Genomic DNA, 19180 nt, shown 5'->3' on the forward strand with positions numbered 1-19180 from the left:
CTTAAATCCCCCGGACCGCACCGTGCGACCATCGTCCGGTGATCGACCTCGGCTACTCGCTGTCCACCCGCTTCCCCGACCCCCCGCAGACCGACTACCGCAGCGTCGGCGCCCGCGCCCTGCGGCACGACCTGTTCTGCGGCGACGTCCACATCCAGGGCGAGGGCCGCACCGACCTGTCCACAGCCTGGGGATGGGTCCCGGTGCTGGACTTCGCCTGGGCGCTGTGCGACATCGTCGAGGAGATCGACCGCGACCCCACCGGCGGCCGCGGCTCCGCCCTGCAGAGCAGCGAGCTGGACTTCACCGAGTCGGCCGACCTGCTGCGGTTCAGCCGCCGCTTCAACTGGGTGGAGATCCGCGCCGACTGGGTGGACGGCCCGCCGCTCACCGTCCGCCACCCGGAACTGCGCCGGGAGGCACGGGACTTCCTGCAGGACCTGATCGCCGACCTGTGCGACCTGCACGAGGGCCTGGCCGACAACGCCACGGTCTGGGAGGTCCAGGCCCGCTTTCCCCGGCTGCCGTAGAGCGGGAACCGTAAGAGGCTCCCCCCACGTTCTTACCGGCAGAGAGCGACTCCAACGAGAAGCAGGAACAGGAAGGGGCCCCACCATGCCGGTAAGCCTGTCCAAGGGCGGAAACGTCTCCCTCACCAAGGAGGCACCCGGTCTCACGGCGATCACCGTGGGCCTGGGCTGGGATGTTCGCACCACCACCGGGACCGACTTCGACCTGGACGCCAGCGCGATCGTTCTCGACGCCTCCGGGAAGGTCCTCTCGGACAAGCACTTCGTGTTCTTCAACAACACCGCCACCCCGGACCAGACCGTGGTCCACGCCGGTGACAACCTCACCGGCCAGGGCGAGGGCGACGACGAGCAGATCAAGGTGAACCTGGCCGGCCTCCCGGCCGAGGCCGACAAGCTGGTGTTCCCGGTCTCCATCTACGACGCCGAGAACCGCAGCCAGAACTTCGGCCAGGTCCGCAACGCCTTCATCCGCGTCGTGAACCAGAACGGCGACGCCGAGATCGCCCGCTACGACCTCTCCGAGGACGCCGCGACCGAGACCGCGATGGTCTTCGGCGAGATCTACCGCAACGGCGCGGAGTGGAAGTTCCGCGCGATCGGCCAGGGGTACGCCTCGGGGCTGTCGGGCATCGCCCGCGACTTCGGCGTCAGCCTCTAGGGGTTCAGTGCGGACCGTAGTTGGCGGGCCGCAGCCGCTGATCCCTCAGTCCGTTTCGCGACCCAGCGTCACCCCTCCGCCATCCCCCGTGCGGTGCAGTTCACGGAACCCCAGCCGGTCGTAGAACGCCCTGGCACCGTGGTTCGCCGCGCTCATCCCCAGGTGCACCCGCCGCACCCCGCGGTCCCGCAGCGCGGCCAGGTAGGTGCCCATCAGGGCCCGCCCCGCGCCCTTGCCCTGGGCCTCGGGGAGCAGGTCTATGTGCAGGTGCGCCGGATACTCGGCGAGTTCCTCGTGCCACATCCACTCCGGATGGTGCAGCTCCCTGATCCGCTGGGCGTCCCGCCCGGCACCGCTGCCCTCCGGGTAGCGCCCGGCCACCGTGGGCAGCCAGTCCCGCCGGAAGTCGTCGACGAACGCCGGGGTGTCGGCCGCGCCGATGATGTAGCCGACCGCCCGGTCCTCCTCGTCCGCCAGTACGAACGCCAGCTCCGGCCGCAGCGCCAGATAGGGCCCGGTGAAGATGTCGGGCAGGATCCGCGGATCCTGGTAGAGCCCGGTGGCGTCACCGCCGTTGTGCCCGGTACGGATACAGACGTCGTACAGGGCTTCGAGATCGGCAGGGCGGTACGAACGGATCGTCGACATCCCGCCAGCTTGGCACAGCCGACGGGATGCCCGGTACGTACCCGCTCGGCGGCGGCCGCCGGGGTCAGCCGCCCCAGACCGGACTGGTGACGAGCTGCTTGAGCTGAGCGACCGTCAGCACCGGCACGGCCCGGTCCTTGGGCGTCTGGTAGGCCTTGTCGTTGTACTCGTCGACGTAGACGACGGTGCCCTTCGCCGTCTTCAGGTAGGCGCTCCACTGCAGCACCCCGGCCGGGCCCTTCTCCGACTGCTGCTGCTTGACCAGCAGCAGCGAGCCGTCGGACAGCCTGGTCGCCCCCGCGAACGGGTCGGCGGCCGGAGGCCCGCTCTGTCCCGGCTTGGTGACCGGAGCCGACTCGGGCACCACCGAGACGGTCAGGAAGCCCGACCCCTTGCCGTCCGTCAGCAGCACCTCGGCGAAGCCGCTGTCGGTCCGCGTCTGCGAGACGCCGACCCCGCTCGGCAGAAGCGACCTGAGCTTCGCCAGCACCTGCGCCCCGCTGCCCGGATCGGCCGAACCCGAGCCCGAACCCGAGCCGCTGCCGGGCTGGGAGGCGGGCGCGGGCAGCGCCGCGATCACCGGTGCCCAGGTGTCGCTCCCGACCAGCGCGGCCATCGCGGCCGGCGACAGCGGCGGATCGGTCCTGGTCGCCGCGGCGCCCTTCTCCTGGTCCGAGTTCAACTCGTCGAAGGTGACCTGGGAGCCGTCCCTGCGGGTGAGGACGGCGAACCACTCCTTGGTGCTGCCGGGGTCGTTGGTGTACTCGTGGCTCTGGTGGACGACCAGCACCGAGCCGTCGGCGTTGCGCTTGACCGAGCAGACGTCGTACGGAGAATCGATCTTGCTCGGGCAGCTGAGCTGACCCGAGGCGTCCGCCGCACTGGCGTAGTGGTGCTCGACGTTGACGCTGACCTGCACCGCGCCGTGGCCGTCCTGGAAGACCAGGTACGCACCCGCGCCGCCGCCCTTGCTGCCGCCGCCCTCCTCGGTCCCGGTCCCGGCCGCCCGGCTGAAGGTCCCGTGCGGGAGCAGCGACTCCAGCTTGGCGACCATCTCCTGGGCACTGACCGGCGCCGCGTCGGCGACCTGGACCTTGGCCGGCTTGCCGGTCGCCACGCTGTGGCCGGCGGACTTCCCGGTGCCCTGGTCGCTGGACAGCGCACCGGACGCGAAGGTCCCGCCGACGCCGACCACCGCGAGCGCGGTGACGGTGCCGAGCACGCCCAGCGCGCGGCGGCGGCGGTTGCGCCGGCGGCCGTCGCCCACTCCGGCGTTCACCAGGGAGGTCAGATCCGGCTGGAAGCTGTGGGCGGTGTCGTTGAGTGCTTCGGTGAGTTCGTCTTCAAAGGGCATGGCAGGGCCACCCTCTCGATTGGGTGATGATGAGGTGAGTGAGCAGGAGCCGGCTAGCGGTGTGCGAGGTCGCCGAGGCTGGTGCCGAGGATCTGGCGCAGCTGCTTGAGCGCCCTGGAGCTCTGGGTGCGGACGACGCCGGCGCTGAGCCGCAGCGCGGTCGCGGTCTCCTCGACGCTGCGGTCCTCCCAGTAGCGGAGCACCACCACGGCGCGGTCCCGGACCGTGAGTTGCTGGAGCGCGCTCAGCAGGGTGAGCCGGAGCGCCGGGTCCCCCTGCCCCGCTGCCGCTGACGCCCCGTCGGCCCCGTCCGGCAGGTACCCGGTGGGGCGCTCGCCGCTGCTGCGGCGGCGCCGGTGGCTGAGGAACGCCCGCACCAGCACGGTGTGCGCGTACGCGGCCGGGTTGTCGGCGCCGGAGACCCGGCGCCAGTGCACGTACAGCCGCCCCAGCGTCTCCTGCACCAGGTCCTCGGCCAGATGGCTGTCCCCGCCGGCCAGCAGGCACGCCGTCCGGTAGAGGTGTCCGCTGCGCGCGGTCGCGAAGTCCAGGTACTCGTCGATCTGTGCCTGTTTCACTGAGCCCCCGGGTGGAGTGGTTGCCGTTCCGTTCTCTGCACCTATGACGCGGAGGGGCCGGGCGGACGTTACAGAGCTTCTGCGGCACCGGAAGCACGAAGAGCCACCCCGGCCCGGAACGGGAGGGGTGGCTCTTCGTGGAGGAAGGTTCGGGTGGGCCGGAACTACCAGCCCAGCAGGGCGAACGCGGTGGCCCCGTCGACCGACTCGCGGAGGATGTCGGCGTGGCCGGCGTGCCGGGCCAGCTCCTCGACCAGGTGCAGCAGGATCCAGCGGGCCGAGCGGTGCGAGCCCTGCGGGAACCACGGCGCCTCCGGCAGCGGGACCTCGACGTCGAGGTCCGGCAGGGCGGCGATGATCTCGGCGGTCTCGGCGGTGACGGCCTCCTGGAGGGCCAGCACGTCGTCCACGGTCTCGCCGTCGACCAGTCGGAAGCTGTCGCCCCAGTTGGACTGGTCCCGCTGCCGGAGCGACGGCCGGCCGGCCAGGATCACCCGGACCCAGTTGCTCTCCATCTCGGCGCAGTGCTTGAGCACTCCGGCCACCGTCAGTTCGCTCACCGTGGGGCGGGAGGAGGCCTGCTCCTCGGTCAGACCGCCCACGGCGCGGCGGAGCGCGCCGCGCTGGGCCTCCACGAACTGGAGCAGTGCGGCACGCTCGTCGGTCTCCGCGGAAACGAGTACAGGCATGGGGGCCACCGCTTTCTCTTCTGGGAAGTTGGTAGCCCCCACGCTACGGACCAACTAGGTCAGATTCCGTCCTAGTGGGCGATCGGGGCGCCACCGCAGGTCATCGGGGCGCCGGCAGCCGGTCCAGGAAGACCTGGAAGGCCGTCGGCTCGACCTTGGTGACGCCGAGGAAGGGGTAGTTCATCTCCTTCACCAGGATCAGTGATCCGACCACCAGCGCTGTCAGCGACAGCACCATCAGGGTGTGGACCAGGGTGTTGGACAGGCCGAACAGATAGGTGAAGCCGATGGTCACCACCGCGCCCAGGATCAGCGCGCCCCACAGGATGGGCGGGACCGAGTCCTCCACTTCCGTCAGCCTCGCCCGCCGCTCCGTGGCCAGGTCCTCGACATGGGTCACCGCGTGCTCGTAGAGGACCTCCTGCTGCGGGGTGGTCGGCTGGAAGGAGTTCACCGCGGCACGGATGGCATAGACCTCCTGGGTGGCCTGGGGACTGCTCCGGTGCGACCCCATCAGGGGCCACTCGGTGTCCTGGACCGTGTGGGCGTAGTCCAGGGTGTCGTGCTCGATCGTGGCGCCGATCGGCAGCGGCAGGTCGCGGGAGATCCAGTACACGCCGGCCAGCGCGTCCGCCTCCTTGAAGGTGGTCTGCCGGGCCGCGTCCACGTTCTCCCAGACGGAGATGACCACGAAGGCCAGCAGGACCGCGTAGATCACCCCGACGCCGGCGAAGATGAAGCCGGCGACATCGTTGTGCAACTCCCGGCGGGGGTGCGGGACGAAGAGCTGCAGCACCCACAGCACGAGTGCGGCAAGCACCAGCGATCCGACGAAGATCGCCACGTCTGACCAGCTCAAATGGCCACGCTCCTGGTTCTCTCGGCTGAGCTCGCGCGGACGGTTGACGCCGGGCGCTCAGTCGCGCGGATGGGCGACCTCGACGTTCTCCAGCACCCCGAGCGCGTCCGGGACCAGCACCGCGGCCGAGAAGTAGGTGCTGACCAGGTACTGGATGATGGCCTTCTCGTTGATCCCCATGAACCGCACCGACAGGCCGGGCTCGTACTCGTCCGGGATGCCGGTCTGGTGCAGGCCGACCACGCCCTGGTTGTCCTCGCCGGTGCGCAGCACCAGGATCGAGCTGGTGTGGCCGCCGTTCACCGGGATCTTGCCGCAGGGGAAGATCGGCACCCCGCGCCAGGACGGGATCCGGTGCCCGCCGACGTCCACGGAGTCCGGGTAGAGCCCGCGCTTGCTGCACTCGCGTCCGAACGCGGCGATGGCGCGCGGGTGGGCCAGGAAGAACTGCGAGCCGCGGCGGCGGGAGAGCAGCTCGTCCATGTCGTCGGGGGTGGGCGGGCCGCCGTGGGTGTGGATCCGCTGCTCGTGCTCGGCGTTGTGGAGCAGCCCGAAGTCCGGGTTGTTGATCAGCTCGTGCTCCTGGCGTTCGCGCAGGGCCTCCACCGTGAGCTTGAGCTGCTGCTCGATCTGGTTCATCGGCTGGTTGTAGAGGTCGGCGACGCGGCTGTGGACCTGCAGCACGGTCTGCGCGACGCTCAACTCGTACTCGCGCGGCGCGAGTTCGTAGTCGACATAGGTGCCCGGGAGCTGCTCCTCGCCCTCGTGCCCGGCGGCCAGGTCGATGGCGGCCTGGCCGTGCTTGTCCTGGGCCCAGGAGGACTCGGCGATGTAGCCGTCGACCTGGGCCTGCAGCGCCGCGGAGCGGCCGACCAGGTCGGCGAAGGCCTCCCTGGGCAGCACCAGCAGCGTGCCGGCGGTGGCCGCCTTCGCGGTCCAGGGCCATTCGGTGGCCTCGCCGGTGAGCGACTCGTCGCCGAAGTGGTCGCCGTTGGCGAGGGTGCCGAGGACCGCGTCGTGGTCGCCGAACTTGCCGTCCCCCAGTTTGCGGATCTTGCCGTGCGCGACGACCAGGACGTGGTCGACCGGTGCGCCGAGTTCGGCGACCACCTCGCCCGGCTCGAACTCGCGCTGCTCGAAGCGGCCGGCCAGCTCGATGAGCAATGTCTGGTCCTGGAACCCCCGCAGGACCGGCAGTTCGGCCAGGGTCGGGGGGACGATCCGTACCTCCGCGCCGGTCTGCGCGAAGCTGATCCGCCCCCGTCCGGTGGCGTAGGTGAGGCGCCGGTTGACCCGGTAGGTGCCGCCGGCGACCTGCACCCACGGCAGCATCTTCAGCAACCACCGGGACGTGATGCCCTGCATCTGCGGGGCGGTCTTGGTGGTGGTCGCCAGGTTCTTCGCTGCTGCTGTGCCGAGAGCCGTCTGCTCGTCCGTCATCTGCTGCTGCCTCCCCAGAAAGCGTGTGACCTGCGATTCCAGGGTGGCGGACGGGAATGGGGAGGGCTATTCCCTGATCGAGTGCACATGTTCGACACCCAATCGGGGTAGTCCCAGCCGCTGTTCGTACATCCGGTTATGGGAATGTCGGATCGTCGGCCCGCAGTCAGCCCCCGTCGTCGATGGCCTCCAGCAGGTGCGGCCAGGCCGTGGACAGCGGATCGATGAGCCCGAAGTGGTCCATCCCGGGCAGCTCCACCAGCCGCACCGGATCTCCGGACCGCTGGGCCAGCCCCGCGAACTCGCGGCTCATGTCGACCGGGACGTCGTCGTCCATGGTCCCGTGCAGCAGCGTCACCGGGACGCCCAGGGGCAGCAGCGCGCCCGGATCGGCCAGCGCGTAGCGCTCGGGGACGTCGTTGACGCCGCCGCCGAGCAGCTCCGCCGCCGCGCCCCGGCTCAGCTCCCAGACGTCGGTGAGCGCCAGCGAGGAGCATCCGGCCAGCGCGACCACCGCGTCAGGACGCCAGTCGGTCCGCCAGTTGGAGCCGGCCGGCAGCCGGTGCCGGGCCGCGGCCCACAGCGCGAGGTGGCCGCCGGCCGAGTGCCCGACCAGCACCGTGCGCTTGGTCCTGATGCCGTGGGCGGTGCTGATCAGCGGCAGCATCTCCAGGAACACCGAGAGGTCGTCGAAGGTCCCCGGCCAGCCCCCGCCGAAGGAGCCGACCCGCCGGTACTCCGGGACGGCGAGGGTATAGCCGGCCGCGGCCAGCGCGTCGGCCAGCGGGCCGGTGTGGGTCCGGTCGTAGGCGGCGCGCCAGAAGCCGCCGTGGATCAGCACCACCAGGGTGCCGTTGGCCGGTCCTTCCTTGGGCATCCGCAGGTCGACGACCTGTTCCCGGTGCGAGCCGTAGTGCGCGGTGTGGTCGGGCGGCGGGGACGGGCGGTTCAGCACCTCACTCATGCCGTAACTCCTTCGGGCCAGCTGGTCAGGCCGGTTCGACGGGCCGCCACAGCACCGGACTGGACAGGATCATGGTGCTGGAGGGCTGCCCGTACTCGGCCAGTCGGTCGATGAGCGATTCGAACTCCGCCATCGAAGCTACCGCCACCATCAGCACGCAGCAGGCTCCTCCGGTCACCCGGTGCAATTGCAGTACTTCCGGCCAGTCGGCGACGGCCGGGTCGCGCAGTACGCAGCGCGGTCCGTAGCACTGCACCTGGACCAGGGCGCTGACCGGCCGGCCGGCCCGGACCAGGTCGACCTGCGCGTGATACCCCGTCAGCACCCCCGCCGCCTCCAGCCTGCGCACCCGTTCGGCGACGGCCGGCGAGGACAGGTTGACCCGGCGCGAGAGCTCGTTGAAGGACAGCCTGGCGTCCTGCTGCAGCTCGGCCAGCAGCCGCCGGTCCACGGCGTCCATACCGGTCGCCTCCTGTCCGCCTGTCGATCGGCAACCCGATGGGGGTGTCCACCTTCCCCATGGTAGGCAGAACGGCCCAACGGGCATCCGTCGGCCATTCAGCGAGGGCCCTCCGCCGCGCAGAATGACAGAGGCGAGCGAGCCTGCAGCGCAGCCGGACCGGAAGCAAGCGACGGAGGCACCCCGATGGCAACCCCCACCACCTCCCCCCGGCTCGACTTCGGCGAGCCCACCACCCCGTACACGGCCTACGCCGGCATCGACGAGCTGCACTCGCTCCAGCACCCGCGCAGCAAGGAGCCCGGCGAGCGCACCTTCATCGTCGCCACCCAGGTGATGGAGCTGCTGTTCGCCCAGCTCCGCCAGGAGTGGACGCTGGCCCAGCAGGCGCTGCGCGCCGACGACCTGCCGGCCGCCACCGCCGCGCTGCGGCGCGGGCTCGGCGTCCAGGACGTCCTGGTCGGCTCCTGGGACCTGCTGGCGACCATGACGCCGGTCGAGTTCAGCGCCTTCCGCCCGTACCTGGGCGAGGCCAGCGGCTTCCAGTCGTACGCCTACCTGCACCTGGAGTTCCTGCTCGGCAACAAGCACGAGCGGCTGCTGGAGCTCTACGCGGGCCACCCCCGGGTGCACGCCGAGCTCGCGGCGACGCTGCACGGCCCCTCGCTCTACGACGACGTCGCCGCGCTGCTGGGGCGGCGCGGACTGACCGCCGACGCCGCGGGCTGGACCGAGGTCTACCGGGGCGGCGACGACGGCACGCACCACCGCGACCTCGCACTCCTCGGCGAGCTGCTGCTGGACGTCGCCGAACGCGTCACCCGCTGGCGGCAGCGGCATCTCGCCTCGGTGAAGCGGACCATGGGTGCCAAGCCCGGCACCGGCGGCTCCAGCGGACTCAGCTGGCTGCGCAAGGCTGCCGACCAGGATGTCTTCCCCGAGCTCTGGAGCGCCCGCAATGACCTCTGACCGCCCGGACGCCACCGTCGACATCGCCGACCCGGACGTCATCGGCCCGGACGCCATCGGCCCGGACGCCATCGGCCCGGATGCCGAGGCCACGGACATCGCCGCCCTCGACGCCGCCGACCCGCTGCGCGGCTTCCGCTCCCGGTTCACCCTCCCCGAGGGCGTGCTCTACCTGGACGGCAACTCCCTCGGCGCGCTCCCCGCGCACACCTCCGAGCGGATCGCCCGGCTGGTGCGGCAGGAGTGGGGCGAGGGCCTGATCCGCAGCTGGAACGAGGCCGGCTGGTACGACCTGCCGCGCGGCCTGGGCGACCGGATCGCCCCGCTGGTCGGGGCCGCGCCCGGGCAGACCGTGGTCTGCGACTCGACCTCGGTGAACCTCTTCAAGGTGCTGACGGCGGCCCGGCGGCTGCGTCCGGACCGTCGGGTCCTGGTCGCCGAGCTGGGCAGCTTCCCCACCGATCTCTACCTCACCGAGGGCGTCGGCGTTGCCGCCCGCGACCGCAGGCTGCTGGACCGCGACGGCTGGACCACGGACTCGCTGGCCGACCTGCTCGCCGACGACACCGCCGTGCTGCTGCTCTCCCACGTCGACTACCGCACCGGCGAGCTGCGCGACATGGCCGGCATCACCGAACTCGCGCACCGGCACGGCGCGCTGGTGGTCTGGGACCTGTGCCACTCGGTCGGCGCGCTGCCGGTCGAACTGGACGCCACCGGTGCGGACTTCGCGGTCGGCTGCAGCTACAAGTACCTCAACGGCGGCCCCGGCTCCCCCGCCTTCCTCTACGCCGCCGCCCGCCACCACGACGCCGCCGAACAGCCGCTCACCGGCTGGTTCGGCCATGCCGACCCCTTCGCCTTCGAACCCGGCTACCGCCCGGCCGACGGCATCGGACGCTTCCTCACCGGCACCCCGCCGCTGCTGAGCATGGCCGGCCTGCAGGCGGCACTGGACCTCTGGGACGAGGTCGACCTCACCGCGCTGCGCGCCAAGAGCCTCAGCCTGACCTCGCTCTTCCTGGAGCTCACCGCACCCCTCGGCCTCCCCTCGCTCACCCCCGCCGAGCCGTCGCGCCGCGGCAGCCAGGTCTCGCTGCGGCACCCGCACGCCTACGCCGTGATGCAGGCGCTGATCGAACGCGGCGTGATCGGCGACTTCCGCGCCCCGGACGTGCTGCGCTTCGGCTTCACCCCGCTCTACCTGAGCCACCGTGACGTCCTGGACGCGGCGACGGCGCTGCGGGAGGTTCTGGAGTCGGGCGTCTGGCGCGAGCAGCGCTTCACGGCCTCGGCGGGGGCGGTGACCTGAACGGTCGTCCCGAGCTGTCGTCCTGAGCTGTCGTCCTGAGCTGTAGGGATCGCCACCGCTGTACACCCCGTACAACCTGTACAGCACCGTCCTGCCACTAAACCCCTGTCGGAGGCGAGCCGCCCGCTGCCAGAATGGCCCAATGCCCAGCACCGCCCGCACCCCGCACCGGCTCACCGGCCTGGTCCTCATCCTCATCTCCGCCTGCGCCTTCGGCGGCTCGGGGACGGCGGCCAAACCACTGATGGAGGCCGGCCTCAGCCCCATGGACGTGGTGTGGCTGCGGGCCACCGGCGCCGTGCTGATCCTGCTGCCGGTCCTGGTCAAGCACCGCGACCTGCCGCGCCGCCGCCCCGGGCTGGTCCTCGGCTTCGGGCTGTTCGCGGTGGCCGGCTGCCAGGGCCTGTCCTTCGCCTCGCTGGCGCTGATCCCGGTCGGCGTGGCACTGCTGATCGAGTACCTGGGCCCGCCGCTGCTGCTCGGCTACATCCGCTTCGTCCAGCGCCGCAAGGTCGGCCGCAGGGCCGCGCTGGGTGCGCTGCTCGCCGTGCTGGGGCTGTGCTGCGTGGTGCAGATCTGGAGCGGGCTCGGCGGGCTCAACCCCTGGGGCGTGGCGCTGGGGCTGGGCGCGGCCTTCTGCCAGGTCGCCTACTTCGTCCTGGCGGAAGGCGTCGGCGCGGGGGCCGCGAACAGCTCCGCCGACGGCCCGGAGGCCGAGAAGCCGGTGGACGCCATCGCGCTGAGCGCCTACGGGCTGCTGGTCGGTGCGATCGTCTTCACCGTCGCCTCCCGCCCGTGGAACATCGACTGGTCGGTCTTCGGCCACGACGTCTCCATGGGCGGACGGCAGGTCCCGGCGCTGCTGCTGCTCGGCTGGGTGATCGTGGTCGCGACCGTGGTGGCCTATGTGACCGGGGTGGCGGCGGTCAGCCATCTGTCGGCGCAGGTCGCCGGGGTCGTCGCCTGCCTGGAGGCGGTGGTCGGCACGGTGCTGGCCTGGGTCCTGCTCGGGGAGCACCTGGCGCTGCCGCAGATCGTCGGCGGGCTGCTGGTCCTGGTGGGCGCGGGCATCGCGCAGACCTCGTCGACACCCGCCGCCCAGGGCCCGGTCGTCACCGAGGTCGGCGTGGAGCCGCTCCCCACCGTCGCGGCCCCCGCCACCTCCGCCGCTCCGGCGGCCCGCTGATCCTCAGCGGCCCAGGGTCGGCTGCATCCGGGTGGTCACCGCGATCCGGTTCCAGGAGTTGATGGTGAGGATCAGCGCGATGACCTGGGCCAGCTCCGCCTCCTCGAAGTGCTTGGCGGCGCGGGCGTAGACCTCGTCCGGGACGAAGCCGTCGGTGATGACGGTGACGGCCTCGGTGAGGGCGAGCGCGGCCTGCTCCTTCTCGGTGAAGACCGGACCGGCCTCCTCCCAGGCGCTGAGGAGGTAGATCCGCTCCTCCGTCTCGCCGCCCTTGCGGGCGTCGCGGGTGTGCATGTCGAGGCAGAAGGCGCAGTGGTTGAGCTGCGAGGAGCGGATCTTGATGAGCTCGGCGAGGACCGGGTCCACGCCCCGGCTGGCGGCGCGGTCGAGGGCGACCATCGCCTGGTAGACCTCGGGGGCGAGCTTGGCGAGGTTCATGCGCTGGCCGGACATGTGGGCTCCCTGGCTGTCGGACGTGTCAATCGTGGTCACGGACACCAACCTACGAGGCAAGTAGCGCAGGAGTATGGTCCATTTCCATGGCAGATCAGTGGGCCAATCAGCCCGGCACCGTCGACCTCCACCTCGATCTGGACCTCGGCGGCCCCGGCGGCGTCCGCGCCTCGCTCACCGACGCGCTGCGGGAGGCCGTCCGCAGCGAGCGGCTCGCTCCCGGGACCCGGCTGCCGCCGTCGCGCTCGCTGGCCACCGACCTCGGGGTGGCCCGCAACACCGTCGCGGACGCCTACGGCGAGCTGGTGGCCGAGGGCTGGCTCACGGCCCGCCAGGGGTCCGGCACCCGGGTGGCCCGACGGGTGGCCGGCCCGGACGGCGGACGTCGCGGGAAGCGGTCGGCGAAGCCGGTCCGGCCCCCGGCCCCGCTGGGACCCTTCGCCCCCTTCCACACCTCCACCAGCCTCTACGCCGGCTCCCCCGACCTCTCCGCGTTCCCCCGCACGGCCTGGCTCGCCGCCGCCCGCCGGGCGCTGGCGACGGCGTCCAACGAGATGTTCGGCTACGGGGACCCGCGCGGCTGCCAGCCGCTCCGCGAGGCGCTGGCGGAGTACCTGTCCCGGGCCCGCGGCGTGCGCACCACCCCGGAGCAGCTGGTGGTCTGCTCGGGATTCACCCAGGGACTCTCGCTGCTGAGCCGCGTCCTGCGCGCCGACGGCGTGCGCACGCTCGCCATGGAGTCCTACGGCCTGGACGTCCACCGCGATCTGGCCGTCGCCGGCGGGCTCACCAGCGTCCCCCTGACGGTAGATCACCATGGTGCCGATACAACGCAATTGACGACTCGTCGACACCACGGCGCGGTGCTACTCACCCCCGCGCACCAGTTCCCCACCGGGGTGCCGCTGCACCCGGACCGGCGCGCGGCCGCGGTCGACTGGGCCAGGTCCACCGGCGGCCTGGTACTGGAGGACGACTACGACGGGGAGTTCCGCTACGATCGCCAGCCGGTGGGCGCGCTCCAGGGCCTGGACCCCGAACGCGTGGTCTACCTCGGCACCGCCAGCAAGAGCCTCGCCCCCGCACTCCGGCTTGGCTGGATGGCGCTGCCCGGACACCTGGTGGAGCGGGTGGTGACGGCCAAGCAGGCCGACGAGCGGCATCCCAGCGTGCTGGACCAGCTGACCCTGGCCGAGTTCATCACCTCCGGCGGCTACGACCGCCATCTGCGGGCGATGCGGCTGCGCTACCGCCGGCGCCGCGACCGGCTGGTCGCGGCGCTCGCCGAAAAGGTCCCCTCGGTCCGGGTCAGCGGCATCGCCGCCGGACTGCACGTAGTGCTGCGACTGCCCCCGGGGACGGAGCAGCAGGCCCTGCGCAGCGCCGACTGGCTGAGCCTGGCCGTACAGGGCCTGGACTCCTTCCGGCACCCCGCCGTCCCCCGCCCCGAAGCAGGGGACGGCCTGGTCGTCGGCTACGGGACACCGGCCGAGCACGCCTTCACCGGGGCCCTGGACACCCTGTGCCAGGTACTGGAGGCAGTGGTCTGAGCCGGTGCCGACCGGTCCGAACGCCCTGTCCGATTCCCGCCGGTCCTCGCCGCGGATCCGACCGACCCTGGAAGCATGACCACAGCAACGACGCTCAGTACCGACTACACCGTCCACGCCATCGCCCCCGACGTCCTCGCCGAGTTGCGCGTCGCCGACGACCTGGGCCGGGCGATGCGCCCGTTCGCCGACGACGCGGGCGGCAGCCCGCTGCGCTGCTGCCTGCGCTACAGCAACCCTGGTGAGCCGATCGCCCTGGTCTCCTACGGTCCGCTGCACCGCTGGGCCGCCGCGACCCCCGGAGCCGACCCCGGGGCCTACGACGAGCGCGGTCCGATCTTCATCCACGCCGACCCGGACGACTGCGAGGGCCCCGAGCCGGGCGGACGCTACCCTCTCCACATGCACGACCGGCGGGTGTTCCGCGCCTATGACGCGGCCGGGCACATCCTGCGCGGCGAACTGGTCGAAGCGGTCCCCGAGGGCGACCCGGACGCCGCACTGCACGCGCTCTTCGCCGACCCCGAGGTCGCCCTGGTACACGTCCGGGCGCTCGGCCACGGATGCTTCGTGCTGGAGGCCCGGCGCTCGGCTGCGACCAGCGGCTGAGGACGAAAGTCCGTTGCCCGCCCCGGTCCTGGGACCGGGGCGGGCAACGGCGCTTTCGGCGAGGCTGGGTGGCATGAACAGCAGCCCCGGCCACCCGCCCGACGCGCTCCTGCCGACCCCCGTGCGCCGTCTCCTGGACGCGGTCGACCGAGGGGACTCCGACGCCTTCGCCGAACTCTTCGGCGCCGACGGCGTCGTGGACGACTGGGGCCGGGTGTTCGTCGGCCGTGATCAGGTTCGCGGCTGGAGCGACCGCGAGTTCCTCGGCCTGAACGGCCGGCTGACGGTCCACCGGCGGAGCACGCAGCCGCCGTCGGTGCTGATCGTGACGATCGGCACCGACGGCGGCTACAACGGCCCGTCCACCCTCACCTTCACGCTCTCCCCGGGCGGCGAGGGCATCGACCGGATGGCGATGACCGACTGATCCGCCTCAGCCGGCCGTCGCCGTCAGCACTGCCGAGGATCAGCCGATCTTGGTGAGGGCGATGTTGAGGTTGAGGACGTCCACGCGGGGTTCGCCGAGGAAGCCGAGGGTGCGGCTCTGGGTGTACTTGGCGACCAGGGCCTGGACCTGGGCGTCGGTCAGGCCGCGGGCCTGGGCGACCCGGTTGACCTGGATGGCGGCGTAGGCCGGGCTGATGTCGGGGTCCAGTCCGGAGCCGGACTCGGTGATCGCGTCCGGGGGCACCTGGCTCTGGCTGACGTCGTTGAACTTGGCGATGGCGGCCTTGAGCTGGGTGTAGGTGGTGGCCAGGCCGGCGTCGTTGGTGCCCTTGTTGCTGCCGGCCGAGGCGGTGGGGTCGTAGCCGTCGGCGCCCGCGGCCGAGGGCCGGGACTGGAACAGCTTGGGGTCGGGGCTGACGGTCTTGCCGTCGGCCGAGGTGGTGGTGAAGTTCTGTCCGATCAGCGAGGAGCCGACCACGGTGCCGTCCTTGCCCTTGACCAGGGAGCCGTTGGCCTGGCTGGAGAAGGCGACCTGGGAGATCCCGGTGACCAGCAGCGGGTACGCGAGGCCGCACAGGACGGTGAACAGCAGCAGCAGCCGCAGACCGGTCAGATGGTTGCGCAGTGCGGTGGGGAGGGGCTTGGCCATGATGTCGTCACACTCTCTCAGTGCAGTCCGGGGATGAACTGCACGATCAGGTCGATCGCCTTGATGCCGACGAAGGGCAGGATCAGGCCGCCGATGCCGTAGATGCCCAGGTTGCGGCGGAGCAGGGACTGGGCGGAGGAGGGCTTGTAGCGCACTCCGCGCAGGGCCAGCGGGATCAGGCCGATGATGATCAGGGCGTTGAAGATGATCGCGGAGGTGATCGCGGACTTGGGGCTGTCCAGGGCCATGATGTTCAGGTGCCGCAGGCCCGGGTAGACCGAGGCGAACATGGCCGGGATGATCGCGAAGTACTTGGCCACGTCGTTGGCGATGGAGAACGTGGTCAGCGCGCCGCGGGTGATCAGGAGCTGCTTGCCGATCTCGACGATCTCGATCAGCTTGGTGGGGTTGGAGTCCAGGTCCACCATGTTCCCGGCCTCCTTGGCGGCCGAGGTGCCGGTGTTCATGGCCACGCCGACGTCGGCCTGGGCCAGGGCCGGGGCGTCGTTGGTGCCGTCCCCGGTCATGGCGACCAGCTTGCCGCCGGCCTGCTCCTTCTTGATCAGGGCCATCTTGTCCTCGGGGGTGGCCTCGGCGAGGAAGTCGTCGACGCCGGCCTCCTCCGCGATCGCGGCGGCCGTCAGCGGGTTGTCCCCGGTGATCATGACGGTGCGGATGCCCATCGCCCGCAGGTCCTCGAACCGCTGCTTGATCCCCGGCTTCACCACGTCCTTGAGGTAGATGACGCCCAGGGCACGGGCAGGCTCGCTGCCGCGCTTCTCGGCCACCACCAGCGGGGTGCCGCCACGGTTGGAGATGCGCTCGACGGCGATCTCCAGTTCCTGGCCGGTGGTTCCGCCGTTCTCGCGCACCCAGGCGGCGACCGATCCGGCCGCGCCCTTGCGCACCGCGTGCACCCCGGAGGGCTCGTCCAGGTCCACACCCGACATGCGGGTCTGGGCGGTGAACTCGATCCAGGTGGCGTGCGTCAGCTCGCCCTGGACGCGCTCGCGCAGGCCGTACTTCTCCTTCGCCAGCACGACGATGGAACGGCCCTCCGGCGTCTCGTCCGCGAGGGAGGAGAGCTGGGCGGCGTCCGCTATCTGACGGTCGGTCACATCGTCGATCGGCAGGAACTCGGCAGCCTGTCGGTTGCCGAAGGTGATGGTGCCGGTCTTGTCCAGCAGCAGGGTGGAGACGTCGCCGGCGGCCTCGACGGCGCGTCCGGACATGGCCAGCACATTGCGCTGCACCAGCCGGTCCATGCCGGCGATGCCGATCGCGGACAGCAGTGCGCCGATGGTGGTCGGGATCAGTGCGACCAGCAGGGCGACCAGCACGATGATGGTCTGCTCGGCGCCGGCGTACTTGGCCATCGGCTGCAGGGTGACCACGGCCAGCAGGAACACGATGGTCAGCGACGCCAGCAGGATGTTGAGCGCGATCTCGTTGGGCGTCTTCTGCCGTGCCGCGCCCTCGACCAGGGCGATCATGCGGTCGATGAAGGTCTTGCCGGGCTCGGAGGTGATCTTGACGACGATGCGGTCGGAGAGCACCTTGGTGCCGCCGGTGACCGCGGAGCGGTCGCCGCCGGACTCGCGGATCACCGGCGCGGACTCGCCGGTGATGGCCGACTCGTCCACCGAGGCCACGCCCTCGACGACGTCGCCGTCGCCGGGGATGATCTGGCCGGCCTCGACCACGACGTAGTCGCCCAGCTTCAACTCGGTGGCCGCGACCTCGGCCTCGGTGACATTGGTGGCGCCCGGCGCCCAAGTGCCCTGGACCTTGCGGGCGACGGTGTCGGTCTTGGTGCGGCGCAGGGTGTCGGCCTGGGCCTTGCCGCGGCCTTCGGCCACGGCCTCGGCCAGGTTGGCGAAGACCACGGTCAGCCACAGCCACACGGTGATCACCCAGGCGAACACGCTGGGCTTCTCGATGGCGGAGATGGTGGTCAGCACCGAGCCGACCTCGACCACGAACATCACCGGGCTCTTGACCATCACCCGCGGGTCGAGCTTCTTGATCGCGTCGGGGAAGGAGGTGAGCAACTGCTTGGGGTCGAGCAGACCCGCCGAGAGCCGGTGTTCCGTCTCACCCGCAGGCAGCAGCGCCTCCGGCTCGACGGCCGGGTCGTGGAGAGTGGGGGTGGACATCAGTGAAGCCCTTCCGCGAGCGGCCCGAGTGCCAGAGCCGGGAAGTAGGTGAGACCGACGACGATCAGGATCACGCCGGAGAGCATGCCGACGAACAACGGAGTGTTGGTCTTCAGCGTGCCGGTGGATTCGGGGATCGGTGCCTGCTTGGCCAGCGACCCGGCCAGTGCGAGGACGAAGATCATGGGCAGGAAGCGGCCGAACAGCATCGCCAGCCCCAGTGCGGTCTGCCAGTGCGTCGAGGTGACGGTGATGCCGGCGAAGGCGGAGCCGTTGTTGTTGGCCGCCGAGGTGAAGGCGTACAGCACCTCGGAGAAGCCGTGCGGCCCGGTGTTGTTCATCCCGCCGCCGTGACCGGCCTTCAGCGACATCGCCAGACCCGTCCCGCACAGCACGATCGCCGGGGTGGTCAGGATGTACAGGGAGGCGAACTTCATCTCCCGCGCACCCAGCTTCTTGCCCAGGTACTCCGGGGTACGACCCACCATCAGGCCCGCCACGAAGACGGTGACGACCGCGAGGATCAGGATCCCGTACAGCCCCGATCCGGTGCCGCCGGGCGCGATCTCACCGAACATCATGTTCAGGATCGCGGTCCCGCCGCCCAGCGGCGTGAACGAGTCGTGCATCGAGTTGACCGCACCGGTGGAGGTCAGAGTCGTGGAGGCGGCGAACAGCGAGGAGCCGGGGATCCCGAAGCGGACCTCCTTGCCCTCCATCGCGGCACCGGCGATCTGCGAGGCGATGCCGGAGTGCTGGTGCTCGAAGAAGGTGATCAGGGCAGCGGAGGCGACCCAGTACAGCCCCATCACCGACAGGATGGTGTAGCCCTGCTTGTGGCTGCCGACCATCTTGCCGAAGGTGCGGCACAGCGCGAAGGAGATCACCAGCAGCAGGTAGATCTCCAGCAGATTGGTGAACGGGTTGGGGTTCTCGAACGGGTGCGCGGAGTTGGCGTTGTAGAAGCCGCCGCCGTTGGTGCCCAGTTCCTTGATGACCTCCTGGGAGGCCACCGGACCGCCCGGGATGGACTGGGTGGCACCGGACAGGGTGTGCACGATCTGGGCGGCGTGCAGGTTCTGCACCATCCCGCCGGCCACGAAGACCAGCGCGAACACGATCGAGATCGGCAGCAGCACGCGCAGCACGATGCGGGTCAGGTCGACCCAGAAGTTGCCCAGGTGGTCGGTCTTGTTGCGGGTGAACCCGCGGATCAGCGCGGCCACCACCGCGATACCGACGGCGGCGGACAGGAAGTTCTGCACCGCCAGTCCGCCCATCTGCACCAGATGGCCCATCGTCGACTCACCCGAGTACGACTGCCAGTTGGTGTTGGTCACGAACGACGCCGCGGTGTTCCACGCCATCGCCGGCGTGACCGCGGAAAAGCCCAGAGAAAGCCACAGGTGCTCCTGCAGCCGTTGGAAGCCGTACAGGAACAGCACCGACACGAAGGAGAAAGCCAGCACACTGCGCAGGTAGGCGCCCCAGGTCTGCTCCGCGTCGCCGTCGACGCCGATCAGCTTGAAGATGCCGCGCTCCACCCGCAGATGCTTGCGGGAGGTGAGCGTGTGGGCGATGTAGTCGCCCAACGGCCGGTAGGACAGTGCCAACGCACCGACCAGCGCCAGGGCCTGCAGAAAGCCCGCGAGAGAAGAGTTCATGG

The 19180-nt window shown here is 70.9% G+C and carries 20 protein-coding genes; 8 read left to right on the forward strand and 12 right to left on the reverse strand.

Features of this window, described 5'->3' with window-relative positions; translation table 11 throughout:
* Positions 1-38 precede the first annotated feature (38 nt).
* Positions 39-530, forward strand: coding sequence for a hypothetical protein (locus ABUW04_RS26930; protein ID WP_030255607.1), 492 nt, complete (start codon positions 39-41; stop codon positions 528-530).
* An 85-nt stretch (positions 531-615) separates the two neighbouring features.
* A complete protein-coding gene (locus ABUW04_RS26935) occupies positions 616-1191 on the forward strand; it encodes a TerD family protein (RefSeq protein WP_030255608.1) in 576 nt (191 codons plus the stop codon).
* Positions 1192-1236: 45 nt separating this feature from the next.
* Here the strand turns inward: ABUW04_RS26935 and ABUW04_RS26940 are convergent, their stop codons facing one another.
* The 8 genes from ABUW04_RS26940 to ABUW04_RS26975 all read right to left on the reverse strand — a co-directional run bounded on the left by ABUW04_RS26940 (position 1237) and on the right by ABUW04_RS26975 (position 8183).
* Positions 1237-1839, reverse strand: coding sequence for a GNAT family N-acetyltransferase (locus ABUW04_RS26940; protein WP_380566890.1), 603 nt, complete (start codon positions 1837-1839; stop codon positions 1237-1239).
* 64 nt (positions 1840-1903) lie between these two features.
* Positions 1904-3193: a hypothetical protein gene (locus tag ABUW04_RS26945; RefSeq protein WP_380566891.1), complete on the reverse strand. Its 1290-nt coding sequence runs from the start codon at positions 3191-3193 to the stop codon at positions 1904-1906.
* A gap of 53 nt (positions 3194-3246) precedes the next feature.
* Positions 3247-3771 carry a SigE family RNA polymerase sigma factor gene (locus tag ABUW04_RS26950; RefSeq protein ID WP_030255616.1) on the reverse strand — a complete coding sequence of 175 codons (525 nt, stop codon included), beginning with the start codon at positions 3769-3771 and terminating at the stop codon, positions 3247-3249.
* A gap of 164 nt (positions 3772-3935) precedes the next feature.
* Entirely contained in the window at positions 3936-4460 is a 525-nt protein-coding gene (locus ABUW04_RS26955) for a DinB family protein (protein ID WP_380566892.1), read from the reverse strand.
* A 100-nt stretch (positions 4461-4560) separates the two neighbouring features.
* On the reverse strand, positions 4561-5319 hold the full coding sequence (locus ABUW04_RS26960; RefSeq protein WP_030255621.1) for a bestrophin-like domain: 759 nt from the start codon (positions 5317-5319) through the stop codon (positions 4561-4563).
* Between the two features lie 57 nt (positions 5320-5376).
* Entirely contained in the window at positions 5377-6759 is a 1383-nt protein-coding gene (locus ABUW04_RS26965) for a family 2B encapsulin nanocompartment shell protein (RefSeq protein ID WP_380566893.1), read from the reverse strand.
* Positions 6760-6925: 166 nt separating this feature from the next.
* Positions 6926-7723, reverse strand: a complete 798-nt coding sequence (locus tag ABUW04_RS26970; protein ID WP_030255626.1) for an alpha/beta hydrolase — start codon at positions 7721-7723, stop codon at positions 6926-6928.
* Between the two features lie 25 nt (positions 7724-7748).
* On the reverse strand, positions 7749-8183 hold the full coding sequence (locus ABUW04_RS26975) for an Lrp/AsnC family transcriptional regulator (RefSeq protein ID WP_030255629.1): 435 nt from the start codon (positions 8181-8183) through the stop codon (positions 7749-7751).
* Between the two features lie 186 nt (positions 8184-8369).
* Here ABUW04_RS26975 and ABUW04_RS26980 point away from each other — a divergent pair, with 186 nt between their 5' ends.
* The 3 genes from ABUW04_RS26980 to ABUW04_RS26990 all read left to right on the forward strand — a co-directional run bounded on the left by ABUW04_RS26980 (position 8370) and on the right by ABUW04_RS26990 (position 11650).
* Entirely contained in the window at positions 8370-9152 is a 783-nt protein-coding gene (locus tag ABUW04_RS26980; protein ID WP_030255632.1) for a tryptophan 2,3-dioxygenase, read from the forward strand.
* Positions 9142-10464: a kynureninase gene (gene kynU / locus ABUW04_RS26985; RefSeq protein ID WP_380566894.1), complete on the forward strand. Its 1323-nt coding sequence runs from the start codon at positions 9142-9144 to the stop codon at positions 10462-10464. The genes ABUW04_RS26980 and kynU overlap by 11 nt, the downstream gene beginning before the upstream one ends.
* 142 nt (positions 10465-10606) lie before the next feature.
* Positions 10607-11650: an EamA family transporter gene (locus ABUW04_RS26990; RefSeq protein WP_380566895.1), complete on the forward strand. Its 1044-nt coding sequence runs from the start codon at positions 10607-10609 to the stop codon at positions 11648-11650.
* 3 nt (positions 11651-11653) lie between these two features.
* Here ABUW04_RS26990 and ABUW04_RS26995 read toward each other — a convergent pair whose 3' ends face one another.
* Complete coding sequence (locus ABUW04_RS26995; RefSeq protein ID WP_380566896.1) at positions 11654-12142, reverse strand: carboxymuconolactone decarboxylase family protein; 489 nt, start codon at positions 12140-12142, stop codon at positions 11654-11656.
* A gap of 47 nt (positions 12143-12189) precedes the next feature.
* Here ABUW04_RS26995 and pdxR point away from each other — a divergent pair, with 47 nt between their 5' ends.
* From pdxR to ABUW04_RS27010, 3 genes are all read left to right on the forward strand, one after another.
* Positions 12190-13653, forward strand: coding sequence for a MocR-like pyridoxine biosynthesis transcription factor PdxR (gene pdxR, locus ABUW04_RS27000; protein ID WP_380566897.1), 1464 nt, complete (start codon positions 12190-12192; stop codon positions 13651-13653).
* Positions 13654-13728: 75 nt separating this feature from the next.
* Complete coding sequence (locus ABUW04_RS27005) at positions 13729-14262, forward strand: DUF1203 domain-containing protein (RefSeq protein WP_380566898.1); 534 nt, start codon at positions 13729-13731, stop codon at positions 14260-14262.
* A 73-nt stretch (positions 14263-14335) separates the two neighbouring features.
* A complete protein-coding gene (locus tag ABUW04_RS27010; RefSeq protein WP_380566899.1) occupies positions 14336-14689 on the forward strand; it encodes a nuclear transport factor 2 family protein in 354 nt (117 codons plus the stop codon).
* A 39-nt stretch (positions 14690-14728) separates the two neighbouring features.
* Here the strand turns inward: ABUW04_RS27010 and kdpC are convergent, their stop codons facing one another.
* From kdpC to kdpA, 3 genes are read right to left on the reverse strand one after another with little or no spacing between them, the layout of a single operon-like run.
* On the reverse strand, positions 14729-15358 hold the full coding sequence (kdpC, locus tag ABUW04_RS27015; RefSeq protein ID WP_380566900.1) for a potassium-transporting ATPase subunit KdpC: 630 nt from the start codon (positions 15356-15358) through the stop codon (positions 14729-14731).
* Between the two features lie 17 nt (positions 15359-15375).
* Complete coding sequence (gene kdpB, locus ABUW04_RS27020; RefSeq protein WP_380566901.1) at positions 15376-17514, reverse strand: potassium-transporting ATPase subunit KdpB; 2139 nt, start codon at positions 17512-17514, stop codon at positions 15376-15378.
* Positions 17514-19178 (reverse strand): potassium-transporting ATPase subunit KdpA, encoded by a 1665-nt coding sequence (gene kdpA, locus ABUW04_RS27025; protein WP_380566902.1) that lies wholly within the window; start codon positions 19176-19178, stop codon positions 17514-17516. The genes kdpB and kdpA overlap by 1 nt, the downstream gene beginning before the upstream one ends.
* Between the last annotated feature and the right edge of the window lie 2 nt (positions 19179-19180).

Origin of the sequence: Streptacidiphilus jeojiensis (assembly GCF_042510965.1) — a bacterium.
In the GTDB taxonomy this organism is placed as follows: domain Bacteria; phylum Actinomycetota; class Actinomycetes; order Streptomycetales; family Streptomycetaceae; genus Streptacidiphilus; species Streptacidiphilus jeojiensis.